Origin of the sequence: Advenella kashmirensis WT001, assembly GCF_000219915.2 — a bacterium.
Lineage (GTDB): Bacteria > Pseudomonadota > Gammaproteobacteria > Burkholderiales > Burkholderiaceae_B > Advenella > Advenella kashmirensis.
On sequence record NC_017964.1, the window covers coordinates 875,404 to 896,027 of the forward strand.

Consider the following 20,624-nt stretch of genomic DNA (forward strand, 5'->3'; position numbering starts at 1 on the left):
CATAAATTAACCGAATAACGCTCTTGTCGCGAGAAACAGCACAGAAGGCCCCATCAGACAGCCCAGGCCGGTATAAAAGGTTGCCGTCAGTGCGCCATAAGGGACCAGACGCGGGTCTGTCGCTGCCAGACCTGCCGCGACACCGCTAGTCGTTCCTGCCATGCCGCCAAAGACCATCGCTGAGCGTGGATTATCCAGGCGCATGAATCTAGCGGTTGCGGGCGTAAAGACCATGACAAGAATGGCCTTGATCAGGCCCACGCCGATGGACAGGGCAATGACGTCAGAACTGGCACCGATTGCTGCACCCGTAACAGGACCGACAATGTAGGTCATGGCCCCGGCGCCGATGGTCGCCATGGATACCGCGTCCCGATAGCCGAATGCATAGGCAACGCTGGCCCCCACAACGAATGGGAGTACGATACCCAGCATCAGGGAAACCATGCCGATGAGGCCTGCCTTTTTAACTTCTTCTACCTGCACGTCAAATGCCGTCGCAACGATGGCAAAATCGCGCAACATGGCGCCGCCCATCAGCCCTATCCCGGCAAACAGCTTGACGTCGGCCAAGCCTTTTGTGCCACCCGTTTCCATTCCACCCCAATAGGCAAGTATCAGGCCAATCACAATGGCAATGGCTGAGCCATGTACGCGTCCATTGGTCAGTCGTCTTGACAGATGGCCTGATATCCATATGATCAGGCCAACGAAAGCGAAGGCAGCGATCAGATTGTTCTGCATAATTGCCTGTTTCAACATATCCATGGTCATGTCTCCCCGTCAGGCCTGATCAGCAGCGAGGCTGGCTTGCCAGGTAGCGCCGGCATCCTCAGGGCCGGAGCGATTGATGATCGCGATAACGCATACTGTTAGCGCCACCGTCAGGATTGCACCCAGGATGGCGACCGGGCCGCCCTTGAGTGCGGCTACGACATTTTGCTGTGAGGCCATGGCAATCACGATGGGAATATACATGGCAGACCAGAACCCCACGCCGGCCAATGTGGTGGCGGGCATGAGTCCTTTTTTGTGAAGGTAGCTACGGGCTGCAATGAGCAGCATCATAGAGATGCCGACTCCACCACGTTGGCCTTCACGCCGATGAGCATGCCCAGCAGGTCGCCAATGTAGACTCCAAGTAAATGACATGCAGCCAGTATGGCTGTACCGTAAATAATCATGGTTTTGTCTCCGGATGTTTTTGCTGTGTAGTTAAGCGTTTTTTGTGCCGAAAGGGACTCGTGCTGCATAAGGCGATGCCAACCTCACACAAACTCCTTTTCGTAAGACAGACAATAGACAGGGATGATGGGCTTTTCAATCAACCTGCATGTACAATCGTTTAGCCTGAGGTTAAATATTTCGTTGTCCCGTCCTGCGTTTCTATAGTCAACGAGCAGGTTGTTTGGCCCGGCCTATCGTTTACCCTAGACATCCAATGAGTTAAACCCATGGCCATTGATGAATCCATTACCCTGAAAAAACTGGAAGTCTTTCTGGCTTTCATGGAGCGCAACAATCTGGCCCGGGTCGCAGAGGATCTGGGTCAGAGCGTTGTCAGCGTACACCGCGCCTTGCATTCACTTGAGCAGGCCATTGGCTGCCCGCTGTTCAAGCTGGAAGGAAGAAATCTGGTCCCGCAGGATACGGCGCACCGACTGGCTGAATCTGCCCGTCGGGTCGTAGCCGAGTGCGAAGAGGGCATCCAGGCAGTGCGAGACATGGCGGGCATTAATGCGTCGCGGTTGCGGCTGGGCGCCATCTATTCGCTTACCTTGCATTGCATTCCGCACCTGATTGTCGGAACAAAGTTGCGCAAGGACGGGCTCAATATAGAGCTGACACTGGTTCCAATGATGAACTGCTGCAAAAGCTGCAAGATGGCAGACTGGATGCCATTGTCATCGGGGTGCATGACGGTATTGCCAGCAAGCGCCTGATTACGGTGCCATTATTCTCGGACGAAATGTTTTTGGCTGTCCCTCTGGATTCTCCGTATGCGAATCGTGCCGAGGTTGATTTGCAGGAGCTGGCCAGCGAGAACTTTGTGACTCTGGCCGATGGGTTCATCACATCATTCAGTTTTAACCAGATGATGGAGAATGCGGGAATTTCACCTGTGATAGGAATGCATGTGGGCGATATTTTTTCGCTAATCAATCTGGTGAGCAACGGCATGGGAATCAGTTTGTTGCCTGGGCGAATTGCATCGTTTACACCACGTATCAAATTGATTCCATTAAGTCCCGGTCATGCCTATTCCCAACACATTGCGTTGCTGTTTCTGGATAGCCGGGAACAGGATCGCAATTTGCTTGCCTTGGCGGCAGAGGGCCGCACCTACAGTCGCCGCCTGTTGCGAGGCGCAGATTTCCCCATGTTTGGAGAGGCCGAATGAATTGGCAGGCCAGTATTTATGGCGATTTCAGATCAGGCGGCGAAAGGGTGGACGTATGTTCCAGCGGCAGGGGCACCGGTTGCGCCTGATCAATAAGTGACCAGGCGCTCTATACTATCACCGTCTCCGAAGAGCATCATGCTGCGCTGACCTTTTTCCTGTGCAGGCCAGCCTGGTTCTCCCGTCTTGGCAAAGCTCACCCAGGCTTGATGCATGCTTGAGACCAGTGCGTTTGAAACAGGTTTATCAACATCGATAAAAAGACGTGCTGTGTCGTTATGCAGGTTTTTAAACATAAATGGAAGCTCAACGCCGTGGGCAGCACCAAGCTGACCTTCGTATAAGTTCGATTGCCAGCAGAATTCGTAGGAGTAGGCTTTTGAGCCACGATCTGTCGCATGCTCGGCAATGCGTCGAGCTGGTTCGCGGTAGTAGTAATCAGATTGAATAGCGCAAAGGATTTCGCCGTTGCTTTGTCTATCGGCGGAAAGCTGTTGTCGATAGCGCTCAGCTGTATTCGGTGGCAGCTTTGCATCTGTGATGAAGCTGTTCACATCCTCTGCGGATATTTTCGAAATACTGCCATCAGGAACCAGATACAAACGGGCTTCTTCCCTGGTTGCTCCGGCCAGTATCGCTTTTGGCATGATGGTGTTCTGCTTGATCGCTTGTAATGGAGAGCTGGCAACAATTTCGCCATCAATTACCGGGCGTAGAGCGAAGCGGTGATGTGCACCCAGGCCGTATCGTTGTCGCAGTTTGCCATCCAGCGACAGTTTGGCCAGTGCCGTTGCTGCCTTTTGCGCAGTGATGGATGCCAGTCCTTCAAGCGTGGCGGGGCAGTTGGCCAAGTCGGCGATCGCATTTGCTGCTGTTTGCGCTTCTGCCATTGTCTGCACCAGTGTACTCGGGCTTTGCAAAATGACCTGTTTAAATAAGCCGTTGGCTTGTGGCATGCCCATCAGGCACGCGATTGCCCCGGACCCGGCCGATTGCCCGACCACGGTTACCCGGGCCGGGTCTCCGCCGAAGTTGCCAATATGCTGCTGCACCCAATTGAGCGCCAGTAACAGATCCTGCAGCCCCCGGTTAGCGGCCATGCCTGGCAATTGCAGAAAACCTTCCACGCCCACGCGATAGTTCACCGTGACAAAAATAATATCTTTGTGCGCAAAGTGAGAACCGTCGTACAGCGGATCGTTGGCATCGCAACGCATAAATCCGCCGCCCGGTATCCACACCATTACAGGCAGTCCGCCCATTTTCAAAGATGATTCCGGGGTCCAGATATTCAGGTTCAGGCAATCAATGTTGCCATAGACGTTCTCCGGATTCGGACTGCGCGCCGGTTGTACCGGGAGCGCCGCGAACTTGCGCGCGTCCATGAGCGAAGACGTTTCTTCTAAAGGCTTGGGCGGGGCAAAGCGTGTGGCGGTGGTGCATGCACGGGCATAACGCACACCCCGAAAAACGCATAGCCCGTTATGGACAACGCCGCGTACAGTACCTACTTTTGTACTAATATCCTGGGTCGCCAAATGAGTGTGATCGATCATATTTAGTCTACGGTCAGATTCAGGCTTTTGATCAGGGGGCGCCAGACATCGGAATCCGCCTTGGCGCGGCTGATGACGTCGGTTGCTGAAGTGGCGATCGCCTTGGCATTCATTTGCGCAAAACGCTGTATATAGGCCGGGTCCTGGCTGCATTGGCTGGTGGCTTTATTCAGTGTTTGAACGATAGCTGCTGGTGTGTTTTTGACGGCAACCAGGCCGATCCATGCTCCACGAGCCAGTTCCTGGTCGCCCAGCAGTTCGGCAATGGTAGGCACTTCAGGGAACGCAGGCGAACGCACGTCATCAAAAACGGCCAAGGGCACAAGCTTACCCGCTTTAACCTGAGGCAATGCAGTGCCTGAAACCAATGTCATGATATCGATCTGATTGCCAATCAGTGCCGTGGCCCCTGCAGATTCACCCGTAAATGGGACATGTGTGCCTGGCACGTTCAGTCGTTCCAACAGTGCGGTGGTGAGCAAGTGGGCCGGGCTCCCCTTGCCTGGCGAACCGAAATTGGCGCCGCCATCTTTGTCTGCAAATTTCACGGCCAAATCGCCAAGTTCCTTCACACCCGAATTCAGAGACGCCGTTAGCACCAGCGGTGACGTGCCGAAGACAGTTACACCCGTAAAGTCGGCTTGCGGATCATAGGGCATCTTTTTGTACACATAAGGAGTAATGGTCATCTGCGACATGCCGATTGTCATGAGGGTGTAGCCATTGGCCGGTTGTCCTTTCAGATAATTGATGGCCAGAATGCCATTTGCACCTGCTTTGTTTTGCACAACGACAGGCTGCTTAAGCTGTTTTGCCAGACAATCGGCCAGAACACGTGTCATCGCGTCTGAACCGCTACCCGGTGGCTGCTGTGCCACGATCGTTATCGGCGATTCGGGATAAGCGGCAAAGGCCGAGCCGGAAAAGCCGATTGTAAAGGCGGTAAGTATGGTACTCAAATACGAGGCGGCCGGTTTGCACTGCATGAATGTCTCCTGACGGAATATTGCTTTTCTATGGTTTTGGGGGACTGCCGATTTTTGGTTGTATGGTTATAGTGCGCTTTGGCTGTAACATCGCTGCGCAATCAGATCTGCCAGACAATCGAGTTGTTCCTGGGTTCCCTCATGTGCAGCAGCGAACATTTCCAAGAACCCCAGACCACGCAACGTAGAGAACACCAAGTTGATGAAAGCGCCTAGTGCGGGATCGTTGGCCAGTTCAGGAAATATTGTCGGGAAAGTAGCGTGCAGGCGCATTTGCAGGACTTTGCGTAGCTCTGATATATGTGCCAGCAGTACAGGCTGGTTACGGCAACTAAGATACGTTGCCCAGGCCGAGATAAAACGCGGCTGTTTATAAAATCGAGTCCACAGATTGGAAACGAAGGTTTGTGCACGCGTGTCGATTGGCATGTCAACCGGTGGCCAGAATTGTCCGGCTTCGATGTTCTCGTCAACCAGAGTGCTCAGCACATGCATCATGAGCGTTGCCTTGGATTGGAAATGATGTTGAATCGCCCCAGGTGTGACGCCTGCCTCTCGGGCAATTTCCTGCATGGACGCGGCCTCTGGTCCTTTGTCAGAAATAATGCGGATCGCCGCCAGGATCACATCCTGCTGCGTGGCTTTACTGCGGTCCGCCTGCCGGCGGCGCGAAGAAGTAGAAGAGGGGGACATAGATTGTTTTTCATTTACATTATGATCATATTGTAAATGTACTGATGATATCTGCAATGCGGGTTTTCCAGAGCAGTACGCTGCAAAAGTGCAGTGTCAGGTTTTGATTCGACTGTCGTCAAAAGACAAGGTGAGCACGCCCGCCGAGTCTTCCTTCACGATATGGGAATGCGAATCCAGGAGCAGGCGTTTCTGTATTGATTAAGTTGAACAACTGGCGTTGCTTCCAGGCGCGCTTTCTCGTGTGCACATCAACCAATGCCCATGCCTGCCTTGTTTTGGTGCGCGCCCCTTCTTTTGCAGGCCGCGACAAGCATGCCTCACAGTGCAGGCTGTGCAGATTAGTGGCTGGCACGTCTTTTGCTTAAGAGTTCTGGTAACTTTCAAGGACACGTCATGATCCCAACTTTTCCCAAGAACACGTTATCCACGGCCATGACATTGGCTGTATTTTTTAGTGCAAGCGCCATGCCTTTGATCTCTAACGCAGAATCGGTGCTGAGTATTGCCATGACCGCTGCCGATATTCCCCGGACTTCGGGCCAGCTGATCAGGGATTCGAGGGCAATCGTTTTACCGGCATTCCCATGTACGATGCACTCGTTGGCTGGGATTTGTCCTCAGATAAAGGCGCAACGCCCCTGACGCCGGGGTTGGCTACAAGCTGGACCGTAGACGAGGCGGACAAGACAAAATGGGTTTTCAAGCTGCGTCCTGATGTCCGGTTTCATGATGGATCACCATTTAACGCTGAGGCGGTGGTCTGGAACGTCGGCAAAGTACTGGATAAGTCTGCTCCCCAGTATGATCCGGCACAAGTTGGGGCTACGGTATCAAGAATGCCCACGCTCAAGGCAGCCAAAGCAATTGATGCTATGACGGTTGAAATAACTACGACAGAGCCCGACGCATTCCTGCCCTATAACCTGACAAACCTGTTTATGGCTTCGCCTGCTCAATGGCAAAAGAAATTTAATGCCGTGCCGGCTTCGGTCACAGAACCACTTGAGCGCTCAAAACAGGCCTGGAATGCATTCGCAAGTGAAGCGTCCGGTACCGGCCCGTTCAAACTGTCCCGGCTGGTGCCGCGCTCCAGGCTTGAAATAGTCAAAAATGATCATTACTGGAATCCTGCACGCATGCCGAAGCTGGATAAGGTTGTGCTGATTCCGATGCCGGAAGCCAGCGCCAGGACCGCGGCGCTCATGTCGGGACAGGTGGATTGGATAGAGGCACCAGCACCAGATGCGCTCGAGCCGATCAAGGCACGTGGCAATACCATCTATACAAATGTACAACCGCATATTTGGCCATGGCAGTTTTCTATGACCGATGGTTCGCCTGGCTGATAAGCGGGTGCGTCAGGCAGCCAATCTTTGCGTGGATCGTGATGGAATGAAAAGCATGCTGGGCGGCCTGATGGCGCCGGCGCAGGGCGTTGTGGCCAAGTCCAGTCCCTGGTGGGGCACGCCGACATTCGATATCAAATATGATCCGGATGCATCGCGCAAGCTGATGCAAGAGGCCGGTTTTTCCGAGAGTAAACCGGTCAAGGTCAAAGTGCAGATTTCAGCGTCGGGTTCGGGTCAGATGCAGCCGCTGCCGATGAATGAGTACATACAGCAGAATCTGAAAGAGTGCTTTTTTGATGTTGAGTTCGATGTTGTTGAATGGAATACCCTGTTCAATAGTTGGCGCCTGGGCGCCAAGGACGCCAGCGCGCATGGAGCACAGGCAACCAACGTTAGTGCGGCAACCATGGATCCGTTCTTTGCATGGTGCGTTTTGTCAGCAGCAAAGCGTTGCCGCCCGTTTCGAATAACTGGGGCTATGTGATCGACGACACGTTCGACGACTATATCCGCCAGGCGCGCACCAGTTTTGATCCTGCACAGCGCGATGCTGCACTGGCCAAGCTGCATACCCGGATGGTGGACGAAGCCGTGTTTCTTTACGTAGCGCATGATGTCGGCCCCAGAGCCATTTCCAACAAGGTCAAGGGCGTAGTTCAGCCACAAAGCTGGTTCATTGATATTGCGACCATGTCCAAGGAGTGATTTGACCGACCACGATAGTGGTCGGCGCTACCCTTATTCCCTCTTTTTGAAGCCTGATTATCATGATGTATTTTCTGAGACTGCTCGTGTATTCGTTGCCAGTATTGCTGGGAGTGGCGTTTTTGTGCTTCTCCCTGATTCATATCGCTCCCGGCGACCCCCTGATTTCCGTCATGCCCCCCGACGCTTCTGAAGCCTTGCGCAGCCAGATGATGAGCATCTATGGGTTTGATCAGCCATTCCTGATTCAGTTCTGGAACTGGCTGTGGCGGGCTTTGCAGGGTGACCTGGGCATGTCCATCGCGACCAGTCGCCCCGTGGCAACAGAGGTTATCGCGGCGGTGGGCAATTCCTTGCGGCTGGCCGTGATTGCCGTGCTGATCGGTTTTTCGCTGGGGGTCGTATTTGGCATGATTTCCGGCTATGCCAGAAATTCCATTTGGGATCGGCTGGCATCTTTGAGCTCTATATTCGGCGTCAGTATTCCGCATTATTGGCTGGGCATGGTGCTGGTCATTGTGTTTTCGGTGTACCTGAACTGGTTCCCCGCGACGGGTTCGGCTGCGGGCGATGGCACTGGCTGGCGCTGGGACTGGGATCACGTGCAATACATGATCCTGCCTGCAATCACGATGTCAGTGATTCCCATGGGGATTGTGGCTCGTACCATCCGTGCCCTTGTCAGCGATATTCTGTCGCGAGAGTTCATGGTCGGGCTACAGGCGCGAGGTCTGGGCCGCGGCCGAATGTTCATGCATCTGGTCAAGAACGTGGCGCCAACGGCCCTGTCGGTGATGGGGCTGCAATTGGGCTATCTGCTGGGCGGCTCGATCCTGATCGAAACCGTTTTCTCGTGGCCCGGCGCCGGATTTCTGCTCAATTCAGCCGTGTTCCAGCGAGACTTTCCCCTGCTGCAAGGCACGATCCTGATCATGGCGATTTTTTTCGTGCTGCTCAATCTACTGGTCGACACCGTTCAGACCTGGCTTGATCCCCGTATTCAAAGGTAACACAATGACCGATTATTCCCTTAACCGGAACGCAGATTTGCTGCTCGTGCAGACGCACCGCTCGGCGGGATACTGGAGCGGCGTCATGCTCAACCTGCGCCGCAACAAGGTTGCGATGTTCGCTGCCTGTCTGTTGCTTACCCTGTTGCTGATGGCGATCCTTGCGCCGTGGATCATGCCGGCCGATCCTTATAAATCTTCGATAATTCACCGGCTCAAGCCGATAGGCACGGAAAACTATCTGCTAGGCACCGATGAGCTGGGGCGCGATATGCTGTCGCGCCTGATCCTGGGTGCGCGGCTGTCGCTATTTATGGGTATTACACCCGTAATAATTGCGTTTGCAATTGGTGGAACGATAGGCGTTATTGCCGGTTATGCCGGGGGGCGGATCAACGCGGTATTTATGCGCCTGACCGATGTGCTGTATGCCTTTCCGTCTGTGTTGCTGGCGATCGCGCTCTCGGGCACGCTGGGCGCCGGTACTGGCAACGCCCTGTTGTCGCTGACCGTGGTGTTCATCCCGCAAATCATTCGCGTGGCCGAAAGCGTAACCACCCAAATGCGCACTCAGGAGTTTGTGGATGCTGCCAGAACATCGGGCGCATCGCCGGTCAGGATCGTGTTCAGTCAGGTGCTCAATAATGTGCTGGGACCCATTTTCGTTTTTTCCACCAGTCTGATTTCCGTCTCCATGATCCTGGCTTCGGGTCTATCCTTTCTGGGCCTGGGCGTCAAACCACCAGAGCCCGAATGGGGCTCATGCTCAATACCCTGCGCACGGCCATTTACACCCAGCCAGTAATCGCAGCATTGCCGGGCCTGATGATTTTCATCACATCGATTTCCTTCAACGTCTTTTCAGACGGACTGCGCCAGGCCATGGATATCAAGGAGTAATACTGTGACAACGACATTGACCCAGCCCCAGGATATTGGCGGACCGGCCCAGCCCTTGCTTATTGTGAAAAACCTGCTGAAGCACTTCCCTTTGAAAACGCCGTTTTTCAGTCGTACCACCGCTGCAGTACAGGCTGTAGACGATATCAGTTTCGATGTCATGAAAAACGAAACCCTCGGTATTGTCGGGGAGTCTGGTTGTGGTAAATCGACAACGGCCAGGCTGCTGATGCAACTGTTGCAGCAGGACCGCGGCGAACTGATTTTCGACGGACAGACTGTCGGCAGTGCGCAGTTGCCGATGAAATCATACCGGCGTCAGGTGCAAATGGTTTTCCAGGATAGTTATTCATCCCTGAATCCGCGCATGACCATTTTGGATACCATCGCCTTTGCCCCGATCGTACATGGCTTTTCCCCTCGTCAGGCGGAACGCGAGGCGCTCGCGCTGTTGGAGAATGTGGGCCTGGACCCGCGACGCTTTGCCGGACGATATCCGCATGAATTGTCCGGAGGGCAACGGCAACGCGTTAATATCGCACGGGCCATTGCTTTGAAACCACGCTTGATTATTCTTGACGAGGCCGTATCGGCGCTGGATAAATCCGTGGAAGCCAGGTATTGAATCTGCTATCGGACCTGAAGAAAAAATACAACCTCACATTTGTGTTCATCAGCCACGATCTGAGTGTGATCGAATACCTGTGTGATCGGGTCCTGGTCATGTATCTGGGCAAGGTGGTAGAGCTGGGCACGACACCGCAAGTACTCAGTACGCCTGCTCATCCCTATACAAAGGCGCTGTTGGCATCGGTGCCCACGACAGACCCGGATCAGCGCACTGAAAAGGCGCCGCTGGCCGGGGATCCGCCCAATCCCATTGAGCCGCCTGCCGGTTGCCGGTTTCATCCGAGGTGCAGCCAGATGATCCCGCAGTGTAAATCAAATATGCCGTTGTTGCTGGCGCATCGTCCTGGACATCAGGTGGCGTGCATTCGCGTTAACGACCGAATTGGCCAAAGCGTGAGCATGGTTCAGCGCGAATCTGCAGATATGTCGATCTAAGAGGACACAATGAATACACAAGCGATTACGCCTATGGACGAACACAACAGCGGGCATCCCGTCACTGGCGATCAGCCCGGCAACGCCATTTCAGTAACAGACCTGACGGTTGCCTTCGAACGCGGGGCAAGACGATACGGGCGGTCAACGGCGTCTCTTTTCACGTAGCCATAGGCGAAACCCTGGTGCTTATTGGCGAATCTGGGTCGGGCAAGAGCGTGACGTTGCGGGCATTGATGCGTCTGCATCCTGAAAGACAAACCCGGCAAAGCGGCTCGATCCAGATCAATCGGCAAGAGGTATTGCAGATGAACCGGAGGCAATTGCGCGCGCTACGAGGCAAGAAAATAGCGATGGTATTTCAGGAGCCGCTATTAGCCCTGGACCCGGTCTATACAGTGGGGCAGCAAATGATCGAGTGCATTCGGACGCATCATCAGATTAGCGCCCAGGATGCTCGTGCCCGTGCGATCGAGGCGCTGGAAGCAGTACGCATCCCGAGCCGGAAAAGCGCCTGGCCGCATACCCTCATGAAATGTCAGGTGGCATGCGTCAGCGGGCGATGATTGCGCTGGCACTGTCCGCCCAGCCCGAAGTGTTGCTGGCCGATGAGCCGACCACAGCCCTGGATGCCACGGTGCAGATACAGGTGTTGATTTTGATGCGCGAATTACAAAAGCAATTAGGGCTGGCCATTGTTTTTGTCACTCACGATATTGGCGCGGCAACGGAAATGGCCGACCGGGTCGCCGTCATGTATGGCGGGCGAGTCGTCGAAGAGGGCAGTATTCGGGAAATTTTGCAGGATGCCCGCCATCCCTATACGCTGGCGTTGCTCAAGAGCCGTCGTCATGGCATGGAGCGAGGTAAGCCGCTGGATGTGATACGTGGTTCGCCACCCGATCTGGCCAATTTGCCGCCTGGCTGCCCATTTGCTGCGCGTTGTGAACATGTGCTGGCACGTTGCACAACAAGTGTGCCGCAGACGACCAAGATCAGTCAAAGTCATCAGGTGCAGTGCCATTTGGTGGCAGCCTGATAATCGATCCCGTATCAACGAATGTTTTAAACAGGTAACGAATAATGGATATGAATGAACATAACACTGACGGGCGCATCAATGGCGCGCGACTTTGGGCCTCGTTGATGACGCTTGCTCGCATCGGCGGCACGGAAAAAGGCGGTGTAAATCGTCTGGCATTGACCGAGCTGGACAAGGAAGGCCGTCATCTGTTTGTTCAGTGGGCAAAGGACATCGGCTGCACCATCCGTGTGGATGAACTGGGCAATATCTTTGCCCGCCGCGAGGGACAGGACCCGCAGTTGCCGCCAGTCATGACCGGTAGCCATATCGATACGCAGCCGACCGGTGGCAAGTTTGATGGCAATTATGGCGTATTGGCCGGGCTTGAGGTACTACGCACGCTGAATGATCTGCAGATCCGCACGCGAGCGCCTCTCGAGGTCGTGGTATGGACGAACGAAGAAGGTTCGCGCTTTGTGCCTGTCATGATGGGGTCGGGTGTTTATGTGGGGGCATTTTCTGCCCAGACTGCATTGCACAGTACTGATACCAAGGGTATTAGTGTTGCCGCCGCGCTCGCGGACATTGGTTACGATGGTGCTGTGCCGTGCAGGGCGACACCCGTGAAAAGTTATTTTGAAGCGCACATTGAGCAGGGACCGGTGCTGGAGCGGCGCTCGCATACCATCGGTGTGGTAACGGGCGCGCTGGGACAGCGTTGGTATGATGTTGTCGTGCAGGGAGTAGAGTCACACGCCGGTACGACGCCCATGGAGCTGCGCAGGGATGCATTATTGCCCGCAATGCGCATCATGAACGAAGTCAACGAGATTGGTCGTCGCTACGGAGAAGATGGACGTGGTACGGTTGGCTGGGTTGATGTATATCCCAATTCGCGCAATGTCATTCCGGGACGGGTGCGGTTCTCTGTGGACCTGCGCGCGCTGACCGACGACGACCTGTCTGCGATGTCTGCCGATTTCCAGCGCTATTGCGATGCCATGGCCGATACGTATCAGGTACAGATTCATGCCGAAGAAGTGGTTTATTTTCCTCCTCAGGCGTTTGCCGCGGCGCAAGTGGCTGCTGTGGAAAAAAATGCCGCCCGATTGGGTTATGGGCATTCCCGGCTGGTTAGCGGCGCAGGCCATGATGCTGTTTACCTGGCGCGAATATGTCCGACAGCGATGATTTTCATCCCCTGCAAGGATGGTATTAGTCACAATGAAATCGAAGATGCCTTGCCGGAGCATGTGGAAGCCGGATGCAACGTCCTGCTCTATTGCATGCTTGATGAAGCCGGTGTGGTGTAAAGGACATATTATGGAACAGTATGCCTTCGCCTCGATCACAGAGCTGGCCCGCAGCCTGGCAATGAACAACGTGACTGCCGAGTCGCTGACGAACTACTTTTTGAACCGTATAGACAGGTTGAATCCCGTATTGCATGCCTTTGCGCGTGTGTTTCCGGAACAGGCGCTGGCGCAGGCACGCGAGTCCGATGAACGGCGGCAACAGGGACGGACGCTGGGTATGCTGGATGGCATACCGCTGGGCATCAAAGACTTGTGTGATATCGAGGGTACGATAACGGCTTGCGGCTCGAGACAGTGGGAAACCAGGACCAGTAACCAAACCGCCGATGCGGTGCATCGCTTGCGAGCCCATGGCGCGGTCATTATTGGCAAGACGCATACGGTAGAGTTTGCGTTTGGCGGCTGGGGAACCAATGCTTTGCTGGGAACGCCTCGCAATCCCTGGGACAGAAACCTTCATCGCGTGCCCGGTGGCTCCTCAAGCGGGTCGGGCGTTGCGGTTGCTGCCGGACTGGTGCCGGGAGCGCTGGGTACCGATACCGGCGGATCGGTGCGGATTCCTGCCGCGCTCAACGGGATTACCGGCTTGAAGACGACAGTTGGTGCGATCAACGCCGACGGCGTGTATCCATTGTCCCGGACGCTGGATAGCGTGGGGCCCATGACCAGGACCGCAGATGATGCCGCCTTGCTGCTGCAGGCGTTAACGCATGCGCCGGGGCAGACAGTACAAAGCATGACGTACCTGGCCCAGGATAATGCCGACGATCTGGCGAGAGTACGGGTGTGCGTGCTGCCCGAGGATGACTATGGTGTGCAAGTGCAGCGTGCTGTGCGCCTGGGTTCGCGGGATATGGTCAGGATGGTCGAGATGGCCGGCGCAACCATCGTACGCGAGGCGCCTCCATTTAGCTTTGAGCAGGCCATGAGCGATTGCGGAAAATTGATCGCGGCCGAAGGATGGCGTGTACATAAGGACTACATCCAGGACCCGAGCCAGCATTTCGGGCCTTTTGTGCGCGATCGCCTCATGGCCGGAAAAAGCATATCGGATATGCAATACCAGGATCTGCTGGGCGCCCATCTGAAGGTGCAGGCCGTTTGGACGCAATGGATGGCCGATAAAGATGCCTTGTTGCTGCCCACCACGCCTTTTGGTCCGATACCGCTTGCGCAGGTGGACGAGTCCGGCACACCGCTGGGCTACTTTACCCGTTTTGTGAACTGGGTCAACGGTTGCGCCTTGGCGCTGCCCGCCGGTTTTGACCAAACCAACCTGCCTGTCAGCGTACAGCTGGCCGGCAAGGCGGGAGACGAACTTATGCTACTGCGCATCGGCAGTGCGATTCAATGCCGGACGGCCTGGCATTCTTATACGCCAACAGTCGGCTAGTACGGTTTTACACAAATGTCGCATATATGTCACAAATGTAATAAAAACGCTAAGCGTATTCACTATGAAGGAAAACCCTCATGACCTAAGAATGAAAAATGATTGCCTGGGCAAGAATCGTGCCAACTTTGCTTATCAGTGAAGGAAACTGTTCAGAATCTTAGCCGTTGCGAAATATCTGTTTAACCATTTGATTGCAAATGAAATTTCGTATAAAACCGTGATGAATCAAATCGCAATTAGATTATTCTCATAAGCAATATAAGCGCAGCAATTACGATTCAAATGCCGTGGCAACCGCGTACGCGAGCCGCCCAACTGCCCATTTTCCGAGTTGGTTGGTTCCTTTACATAAATGTATCCAATCTTTATATTGCTTCAAATCTGAATTGTTTCTGAACCATTCGGGTAAGAAGAATGATGACCCATCCCTGAGGAGATTTGATACATGAAAAAGACTTTGCTTGCTGCAGCTCTGGCCGTCGGCTTTGCCGGCGTAGCCCACGCAGAAACTTCCGTAACCCTGTATGGTATTGTCGATGCCGGTATTGGCTATCAACAGACCAAAGTGACGCAGGGTGATGCCTTTACCAAAACACGTGATATCGGATTGATCAACGGCGTCAGAAACGGCAACCGCTGGGGAATGAAGGGTGTTGAAGACCTGGGCAACGGCACAAGCGCCATTTTCCAACTGGAAAGCGGCTTTGACCTGGGCAATGGCAGATCCGCACAGGGTGGCCGTCTGTTTGGTCGTCATGCCTATGTCGGTCTGACCGGTGCCAACTGGGGTACGCTGACTTTGGGTCGCCAACTGAACGTTGCGGCAGACACAGTGTCGTCGCTTAATCCTTTCGGCGTCGCTACATGCAGGCCGGTGTGCTTTCTGGTGCATTCGGTGCTTCCACTTATGCCCGCATGGACAATTCGATCAAATATATCAGTCCTGACCTTTCCGGCTTCAAAGTTGGTATCGGCTATGCTGGCAAAAACACGAAAACCACCGGCAGCGACGGCTTCGAAGATTTCGAAGCACGTGATACTTCCAACTGGATCACGACTGGTGCCTCTTATGATAACGGCCCGCTTTCTGTCGGCGTTTCATACGATCGCTTCCGCACAGACGTGCGTCTGTCCAATGGTGCAGGCGAGAAGGTACAACCCATATGTGGAATCTGTTTGGCGCCTATGATTTTGAGGTCGTCAAATTGTTCCTGGGTTATGGTCAGATTCGCGGCTCAATGGCCAACGATGTTATCGTAGCCAGCGGTGTCGGAAGTACAGGTTTGACCGGTGCATTGGATGATTTCGCTACCAATGCTGATGGATTCACTTATGCAGAAACCAAAGGTTACCGTCAACAAGCCTGGGTGGCTGGCCTGTCCGCACCTGTTGGCGACGACGGCAAAGTCATGTTCTCGTATCAGGCAGCTCTACCAAAAACAAAGACGACGGATTCGATGGTGTGAAAGGCAAACTGAATATTTTCAGCCTGGGTTACGAACAGAAATTGTCCAAACGCACGACTATTTATGCTATCGCATCTTACGGTACAGGCAAGCTGAAGTTTGACAACACTGAAAACGTCAAACTGAAGTCAACATTGGTTGGCGTCGGTCTGAATCATCGCTTCTGATGACTTGCCGCTACTTGCAATGCGGTGCCTGGCGCCGTTATTGCGGGCGCGGCTCGATGCAGTAGAATAAAGGCTTGGCGTCTGCAGCCAACCGTAGTGAGTAGATATGTTCCAACATACTTATTCACCCAAGACGTGCGGTTGCCTGACGTATCAAGGACTCCCGGCCCTTGCATCAACTCCGTAGTTTGAAACCCCAGAGCGCTGGTCGCTTCTGGGGTTTTCGTTTTATCCTTGCGTTTTCATGCAATACCATTCATTCAACTTTCACATCGATAACGTATCGGGCGCTGTGTCGCCTGGATACCAGCGGTTGCAGATGTACATTCCCGTTGCAGGTGCACCGCCTGGCAAATAGTCAGATTTGCCCAACGTCATAAATCTGTTTTACTGGGGAAAAATTGATCCCTTTATCCACACGGCATCGTCCTTGCAAAGGTCACGTGACAGACGTTTTGAATATGCTTCAGGTGCCGTTCCATGGGCGCTATCGCGAGTGTTATTTACTTGGCTGGGTGTTTTTCCCGCTTTGTTTATGACAATTTGAAAACAGACGTTGCGTGCAATCTGTGAATGAATGTACACGTTGCAGACAATAGGAAGTATTTGCAAGACGATAAACATTATGGCACCATGGGTCGTAACAATGGGAAGCCCCGGGAAGAAGATAATGACTGAGTCTGCTTCAGCGTCACAACAACCAGCCCTTGCATATTGACGATATCACCGTCATTGACGATACCAAGCTTAAGAAGGCCGTCACTGCCGCGGCACTTGGCAATGCGATGGAATGGTTTGATTTTGGCGTATATGGCTTCGTGGCCTATGCGCTGGGTAAAGTCTTTTTCCCGGATGCCTCGCCTGCGGTGCAGACCATCGCGGCGCTCGGGACGTTTTCTGTCCCGTTTCTGGTCCGGCCGCTGGGAGGCGTGTTTTTTGGTGTGATGGGCGATAGATTCGGGCGCCAGAAGGTGCTGTCGCTAACTATTATTATCATGGCCATCAGCACTTTCTGCATCGGGCTGATTCCGTCGTACGCAACCATCGGCCTGTGGGCCCCAGTTCTTTTGCTGTTATGCAAACTGGCTCAGGGTTTTTCTGTCGGCGGTGAGTATACGGGCGCGGCGGTGTTTGTTGCCGAATATGCACCCGACCGGCGACGCGGGTTTCTGGGTAGTTGGCTCGATTTCGGCTCAATTGCCGGTTTCGTGCTTGGCGCTGGCCTGGTGGTGTTGTTGCAAACGATCCTCAAAGAGCCAACCTTTCTGGAATGGGGCTGGCGGGTGCCTTTCTTTATTGCCGGTCCCTTAGGTCTGCTGGGGCTTTATCTGCGTCACGCTGCCGAAGAAACCCCCGCATTTACGCAACAGCTTGAAAAGATGGAAAAAGAAGACAAGGATGCCATCAAGGAAAAGCCGGGTGTTTCCTTTCGCGAGATTTTTTCCAAATATCGCAAGGCTTTGTTGATCAGCATAGGTATGGTTCTGGTAACCAATATTACCTACTATATGTTGCTCACGTATATGCCTACCTATTTATCGAGCAGCCTGGGCTACACCGAAGAGCACGGTGTGTTGATTATTGTTGTGGTCATGATCGGGATGTTGTTCGTGCAGCCGGTTGTCGGTTTTTTCAGCGATAAAATTGGCAGAAAACCCTTCCTGAGAATCGGCAGCATTGGTTTGCTGTTGCTGGCAATACCGGCTTACCAGTTCATTGGCAGCGACAATACTGGGCTGATCTTCCTGGGGCTTTTGTTTATTGCAATCGTACTCAATTGTATGACGGGTGTGATGGCCTCGACACTGCCGGCATTATTTCCGACGCGTATCCGCTATAGCGCGCTGGCAAGTTCCTTTAATGTCGCCATTATTGTTGCCGGGCTCACGCCAACCGTAGCGGCCTGGCTGGTGGAAGAAACAGGCAATCTGATGATGCCGGCCTATTATTTGATGGTTGCTGCCGTCATCGGAATCATTACCTCCTTCTATCTTCCCGAGACCGCGAACAAGCCGATGCGGGGCGACACGCCCACAGCATCCAACAAGCACGAGGCCAAGGCGCTGCTCAAGGAAGCTTACGATGATATCGAACAAACTGTTGGTGATGTGGACGAGGAAATCACAGCGTTGCAGGAGCAGCTTGAAGCACTGAAGGCGCGCCGCCAGCGCCTGGTAGACCGCCATCCGCACATGGATTAAAGGCAACGAGGTCTGACGGTGTTGTGAGAGTGCCCCCTGCGACCGCGATCATATATCATATTAGGCATTGCCCATGAAAAAAAGTATTATCTGCCCAATCATGTTGTTGGCATTAGTCCATGGGCAGGCACTGGCGCACAATGTTTCGTTGAATATCCACAACACGCTCTCGGCCTGCGTGGCCATATACATCAGAGATACGTCCATACATGCCAATATGCTTCTGGCCAATACGGTTTTTCAATTGCGCAAGCCTATTGGTGAGTGTGGCTGCCGGTCTGCACTGGTAAGCTATGACAGTGTCACAATCGTAAACACTGCGCCGCAGGTGCTGCAAAATGGGCTGATCGGAATCAGCAAGAGCGGCAACAAAACGCTGGCGCTGGCATCAGAGCAGGCCCTGGTCACAGACAGGCAGATACAGCTTCAATTTCGTTGTGCGCCCGCGTTATAGCATTGTTAGTGCCGGGTTGAAAGGAGCATGGCAGTCCCTACTGTCGACTGCTTTTCTGCAACGTGTCATTCTGGATTGAGCCAATCGCATTGTGTCCAATGCATAAAGTTTGATCTAAATCAATTTTTAATGTTGCGCAATTGCTGTTGCTTGCGCAAACGCAATATTCATTTGTGATTTTTGTTGCACTCTATCAGTTCGTTAACAAGTACTGATGGAGAAAAAAATGTATGTCATTCGTCATTTGGTCGTCGCAGGCGCGCTTGCGCTGGGTGCACTCACTACCTTGCCTGCAGTTGCTCACGAAGCGGGGGACTGGATAGTGAAAGCCGGTTTGACCAGTGTGATGCCCAAGTCGGGCAATGGTACGGTTGGAAAAAGTATCGCCCCTCGCGGGATTGACCTGGATGTCAATGACAGTACACGCCCCAGTTTCAGTCTGACGTATATGGCCACGCGACATCTTGGGATCGAGCTGCTGGCTGCAGCGCCGTTCAAGCATGACATTCGTGGTAGCGCCGCTGACCTGGGCGGCGATCTTGGAAGGATTGGCACAACCAGGCAACTGCCGCCAACGCTTAGCGTTCAATGGCATTTTTTGCCCGATGCCCGGGTACAGCCCTATGTGGGAGTTGGGCTCAATTACACCACCTTCTTTGACACCAAACCGACAGGTGCGCTGCGGGATCTTGGCGTTGAAAAACTCAAGCTCTCGGACTCCTGGGGGTTGGCCGCCCAAGTGGGCGCCGATGTGAAAATCAACGATAGCTGGTTTTTAAATGCCAGTGTTCGCTATATTGATATCAAGACCAGTGTTCGACTTGATGGCAACAAAATTGGTACCGCAAAAATCAATCCCTGGGTCGCCACAGTCGGCGTAGGATATCGGTTCTGATCCGCACCGGGCAAGCGCAAGTGGCATACTGTGATGTGCACTATTGACGGCGCTTTCAATCTTTTTTGCTGCGGTGTTCGGACGTGATCGCATTCAGGATGAACACCGCCCGTTGCGCGACCGGCAGGCGGGGCACGTGCACCAGCGTATAGCCATATTGTAAATATGTCTTTATCATCGCGTGATAGGTCGCGATGGCGGTGGGCAGGTCCTGCTGGCGTTCCTGATCACGACGATAGATCTGTGGCCAGGGCGGCAAAATAAACGCTGTCGTATGATATCGACAATGGGATGCCGCTGTTTGCAGTGTTTCTGGAACAGGCAAGTGCTCCATTTGCAGGTACGCAACAACGTCCACGATACCGCGATCAAAAAAAACCGGACCATTCATATTGCATGCGCGCCGATAAGCCGCCAGGTCGTGTTCGTACATGAGCCGGGCATACGTGATTTTGTCGTTCCATGGCAGGGCACCTCCGCCACAGCTTTGCTGCTGGCGTATTACGGTCCGACCTGCTTCTGACATACAGTGGTATCCCATATCTGTCAGTTGATTGATCAAAGTCGTTTTTCCAGAGCCGGGTCCACCGGTCAATACAAAAAAGTTGGTTGATTGAGGATTCATGTCTGATGAGGGTTCGCTTTATACATTAAAGATGTTTCTAGAGGCCGCCATGAGCCGGCGCGTATGGCGCGCCGACAGGAGGTCAACAGAAGAAGACGGGATCGTGTTGGGGGGAAAGGGCAGGGCCTTGCCAGGGCTCTGGCGCTGATGCGTCGGCGGGCAGCCATGGCAGATAAGACTGGAAAGTATTAAAAGAAAACGGAGTCTCGACGTAGCGGGTGTCTGAGGAGGACGGCACCCGAAAGGTGAGTGCTGGGACACGCAAACAGATGTTGCGGGTGGTGGGTAAAAACGGTACAGGGCGGCTGGTGGATCGGTCTCGAGAGTAACGATAGATAACGATGCGCAGCGCGGTGATCACCTCGTGTCCGATCGATATGCCGAATATATCAATGCATCGATATTAATGCAT

At 53.7% G+C, this 20,624-nt stretch carries 16 protein-coding genes and 6 pseudogenes; 16 read left to right on the forward strand and 6 right to left on the reverse strand.

The features are described 5' to 3' along the window. Positions 1-6: 6 nt before the first annotated feature. Positions 7-768 (reverse strand): malonate transporter subunit MadM, encoded by a 762-nt coding sequence (madM, locus tag TKWG_RS04110; protein ID WP_014749609.1) that lies wholly within the window; start codon positions 766-768, stop codon positions 7-9. Between the two features lie 15 nt (positions 769-783). Further along, positions 784-1,184, reverse strand: a pseudogene (gene madL / locus TKWG_RS04115) (malonate transporter subunit MadL). A 270-nt stretch (positions 1,185-1,454) separates the two neighbouring features. On the opposite strand from madL, the gene TKWG_RS26390 reads away from it, so the two are divergent. Next, positions 1,455-1,943 carry a LysR family transcriptional regulator gene (locus tag TKWG_RS26390; protein ID WP_322786598.1) on the forward strand — a complete coding sequence of 163 codons (489 nt, stop codon included), beginning with the start codon at positions 1,455-1,457 and terminating at the stop codon, positions 1,941-1,943. Further along, positions 1,892-2,401 carry a LysR substrate-binding domain-containing protein gene (locus TKWG_RS26395; protein ID WP_322786619.1) on the forward strand — a complete coding sequence of 170 codons (510 nt, stop codon included), beginning with the start codon at positions 1,892-1,894 and terminating at the stop codon, positions 2,399-2,401. The genes TKWG_RS26390 and TKWG_RS26395 overlap by 52 nt, the downstream gene beginning before the upstream one ends. 89 nt (positions 2,402-2,490) lie before the next feature. Here TKWG_RS26395 and TKWG_RS04125 read toward each other — a convergent pair whose 3' ends face one another. The 3 genes from TKWG_RS04125 to TKWG_RS04135 all read right to left on the reverse strand — a co-directional run bounded on the left by TKWG_RS04125 (position 2,491) and on the right by TKWG_RS04135 (position 5,636). Further along, positions 2,491-3,957, reverse strand: a complete 1,467-nt coding sequence (locus TKWG_RS04125; protein ID WP_050981525.1) for a carboxylesterase/lipase family protein — start codon at positions 3,955-3,957, stop codon at positions 2,491-2,493. A gap of 2 nt (positions 3,958-3,959) precedes the next feature. After that, positions 3,960-4,943: a Bug family tripartite tricarboxylate transporter substrate binding protein gene (locus tag TKWG_RS04130; protein ID WP_014749613.1), complete on the reverse strand. Its 984-nt coding sequence runs from the start codon at positions 4,941-4,943 to the stop codon at positions 3,960-3,962. Positions 4,944-5,009: 66 nt separating this feature from the next. After that, the gene (locus tag TKWG_RS04135; protein WP_014749614.1) at positions 5,010-5,636 is read right to left on the reverse strand and encodes a TetR/AcrR family transcriptional regulator; all 627 of its coding nucleotides are present in this window, start codon (positions 5,634-5,636) and stop codon (positions 5,010-5,012) included. Between the two features lie 435 nt (positions 5,637-6,071). Here TKWG_RS04135 and TKWG_RS04140 point away from each other — a divergent pair. From TKWG_RS04140 to TKWG_RS04190, 14 genes and pseudogenes are all read left to right on the forward strand, one after another. Continuing rightward, positions 6,072-7,693 (forward strand): annotated as a pseudogene (locus TKWG_RS04140) (ABC transporter substrate-binding protein). Positions 7,694-7,755: 62 nt separating this feature from the next. Next, positions 7,756-8,703: an ABC transporter permease gene (locus TKWG_RS04145; RefSeq protein ID WP_014749615.1), complete on the forward strand. Its 948-nt coding sequence runs from the start codon at positions 7,756-7,758 to the stop codon at positions 8,701-8,703. A 4-nt stretch (positions 8,704-8,707) separates the two neighbouring features. Beyond that, positions 8,708-9,603 (forward strand): annotated as a pseudogene (locus tag TKWG_RS04150) (ABC transporter permease). Between the two features lie 4 nt (positions 9,604-9,607). Further along, positions 9,608-10,668: pseudogene (locus tag TKWG_RS04155) on the forward strand (ABC transporter ATP-binding protein). 33 nt (positions 10,669-10,701) lie between these two features. Then, a pseudogene (locus TKWG_RS04160) lies at positions 10,702-11,707 on the forward strand (ABC transporter ATP-binding protein). 44 nt (positions 11,708-11,751) lie between these two features. Continuing rightward, positions 11,752-13,005 (forward strand): Zn-dependent hydrolase, encoded by a 1,254-nt coding sequence (locus TKWG_RS04165; protein WP_014749620.1) that lies wholly within the window; start codon positions 11,752-11,754, stop codon positions 13,003-13,005. 10 nt (positions 13,006-13,015) lie between these two features. Further along, positions 13,016-14,401 (forward strand): amidase, encoded by a 1,386-nt coding sequence (locus TKWG_RS04170; RefSeq protein WP_014749621.1) that lies wholly within the window; start codon positions 13,016-13,018, stop codon positions 14,399-14,401. A gap of 448 nt (positions 14,402-14,849) precedes the next feature. Beyond that, positions 14,850-15,245 (forward strand): annotated as a pseudogene (locus tag TKWG_RS25755) (porin); the annotation flags it as partial. Positions 15,246-15,319: 74 nt separating this feature from the next. Beyond that, on the forward strand, positions 15,320-15,664 hold the full coding sequence (locus TKWG_RS25760; protein WP_264300293.1) for a porin: 345 nt from the start codon (positions 15,320-15,322) through the stop codon (positions 15,662-15,664). After that, on the forward strand, positions 15,568-15,870 hold the full coding sequence (locus TKWG_RS24505) for a hypothetical protein (protein WP_014749624.1): 303 nt from the start codon (positions 15,568-15,570) through the stop codon (positions 15,868-15,870). The genes TKWG_RS25760 and TKWG_RS24505 overlap by 97 nt, the downstream gene beginning before the upstream one ends. After that, positions 15,867-16,037, forward strand: a complete 171-nt coding sequence (locus TKWG_RS24510; protein WP_014749625.1) for an outer membrane porin protein — start codon at positions 15,867-15,869, stop codon at positions 16,035-16,037. Before TKWG_RS24505 ends, TKWG_RS24510 begins: the two co-directional genes overlap by 4 nt. Positions 16,038-16,744: 707 nt before the next feature. Then, positions 16,745-18,238, forward strand: coding sequence for a glycine betaine/L-proline transporter ProP (gene proP, locus TKWG_RS04180; RefSeq protein ID WP_014749626.1), 1,494 nt, complete (start codon positions 16,745-16,747; stop codon positions 18,236-18,238). Positions 18,239-18,311: 73 nt separating this feature from the next. Next, positions 18,312-18,692 carry a DUF2195 family protein gene (locus TKWG_RS04185; protein ID WP_014749627.1) on the forward strand — a complete coding sequence of 127 codons (381 nt, stop codon included), beginning with the start codon at positions 18,312-18,314 and terminating at the stop codon, positions 18,690-18,692. 226 nt (positions 18,693-18,918) lie between these two features. Continuing rightward, positions 18,919-19,587, forward strand: coding sequence for an OmpW/AlkL family protein (locus TKWG_RS04190; protein WP_014749628.1), 669 nt, complete (start codon positions 18,919-18,921; stop codon positions 19,585-19,587). Positions 19,588-19,642: 55 nt separating this feature from the next. On the opposite strand, the gene TKWG_RS04195 is transcribed toward TKWG_RS04190, so the two are convergent. After that, positions 19,643-20,212, reverse strand: coding sequence for an AAA family ATPase (locus TKWG_RS04195; protein ID WP_014749629.1), 570 nt, complete (start codon positions 20,210-20,212; stop codon positions 19,643-19,645). Between the last annotated feature and the right edge of the window lie 412 nt (positions 20,213-20,624).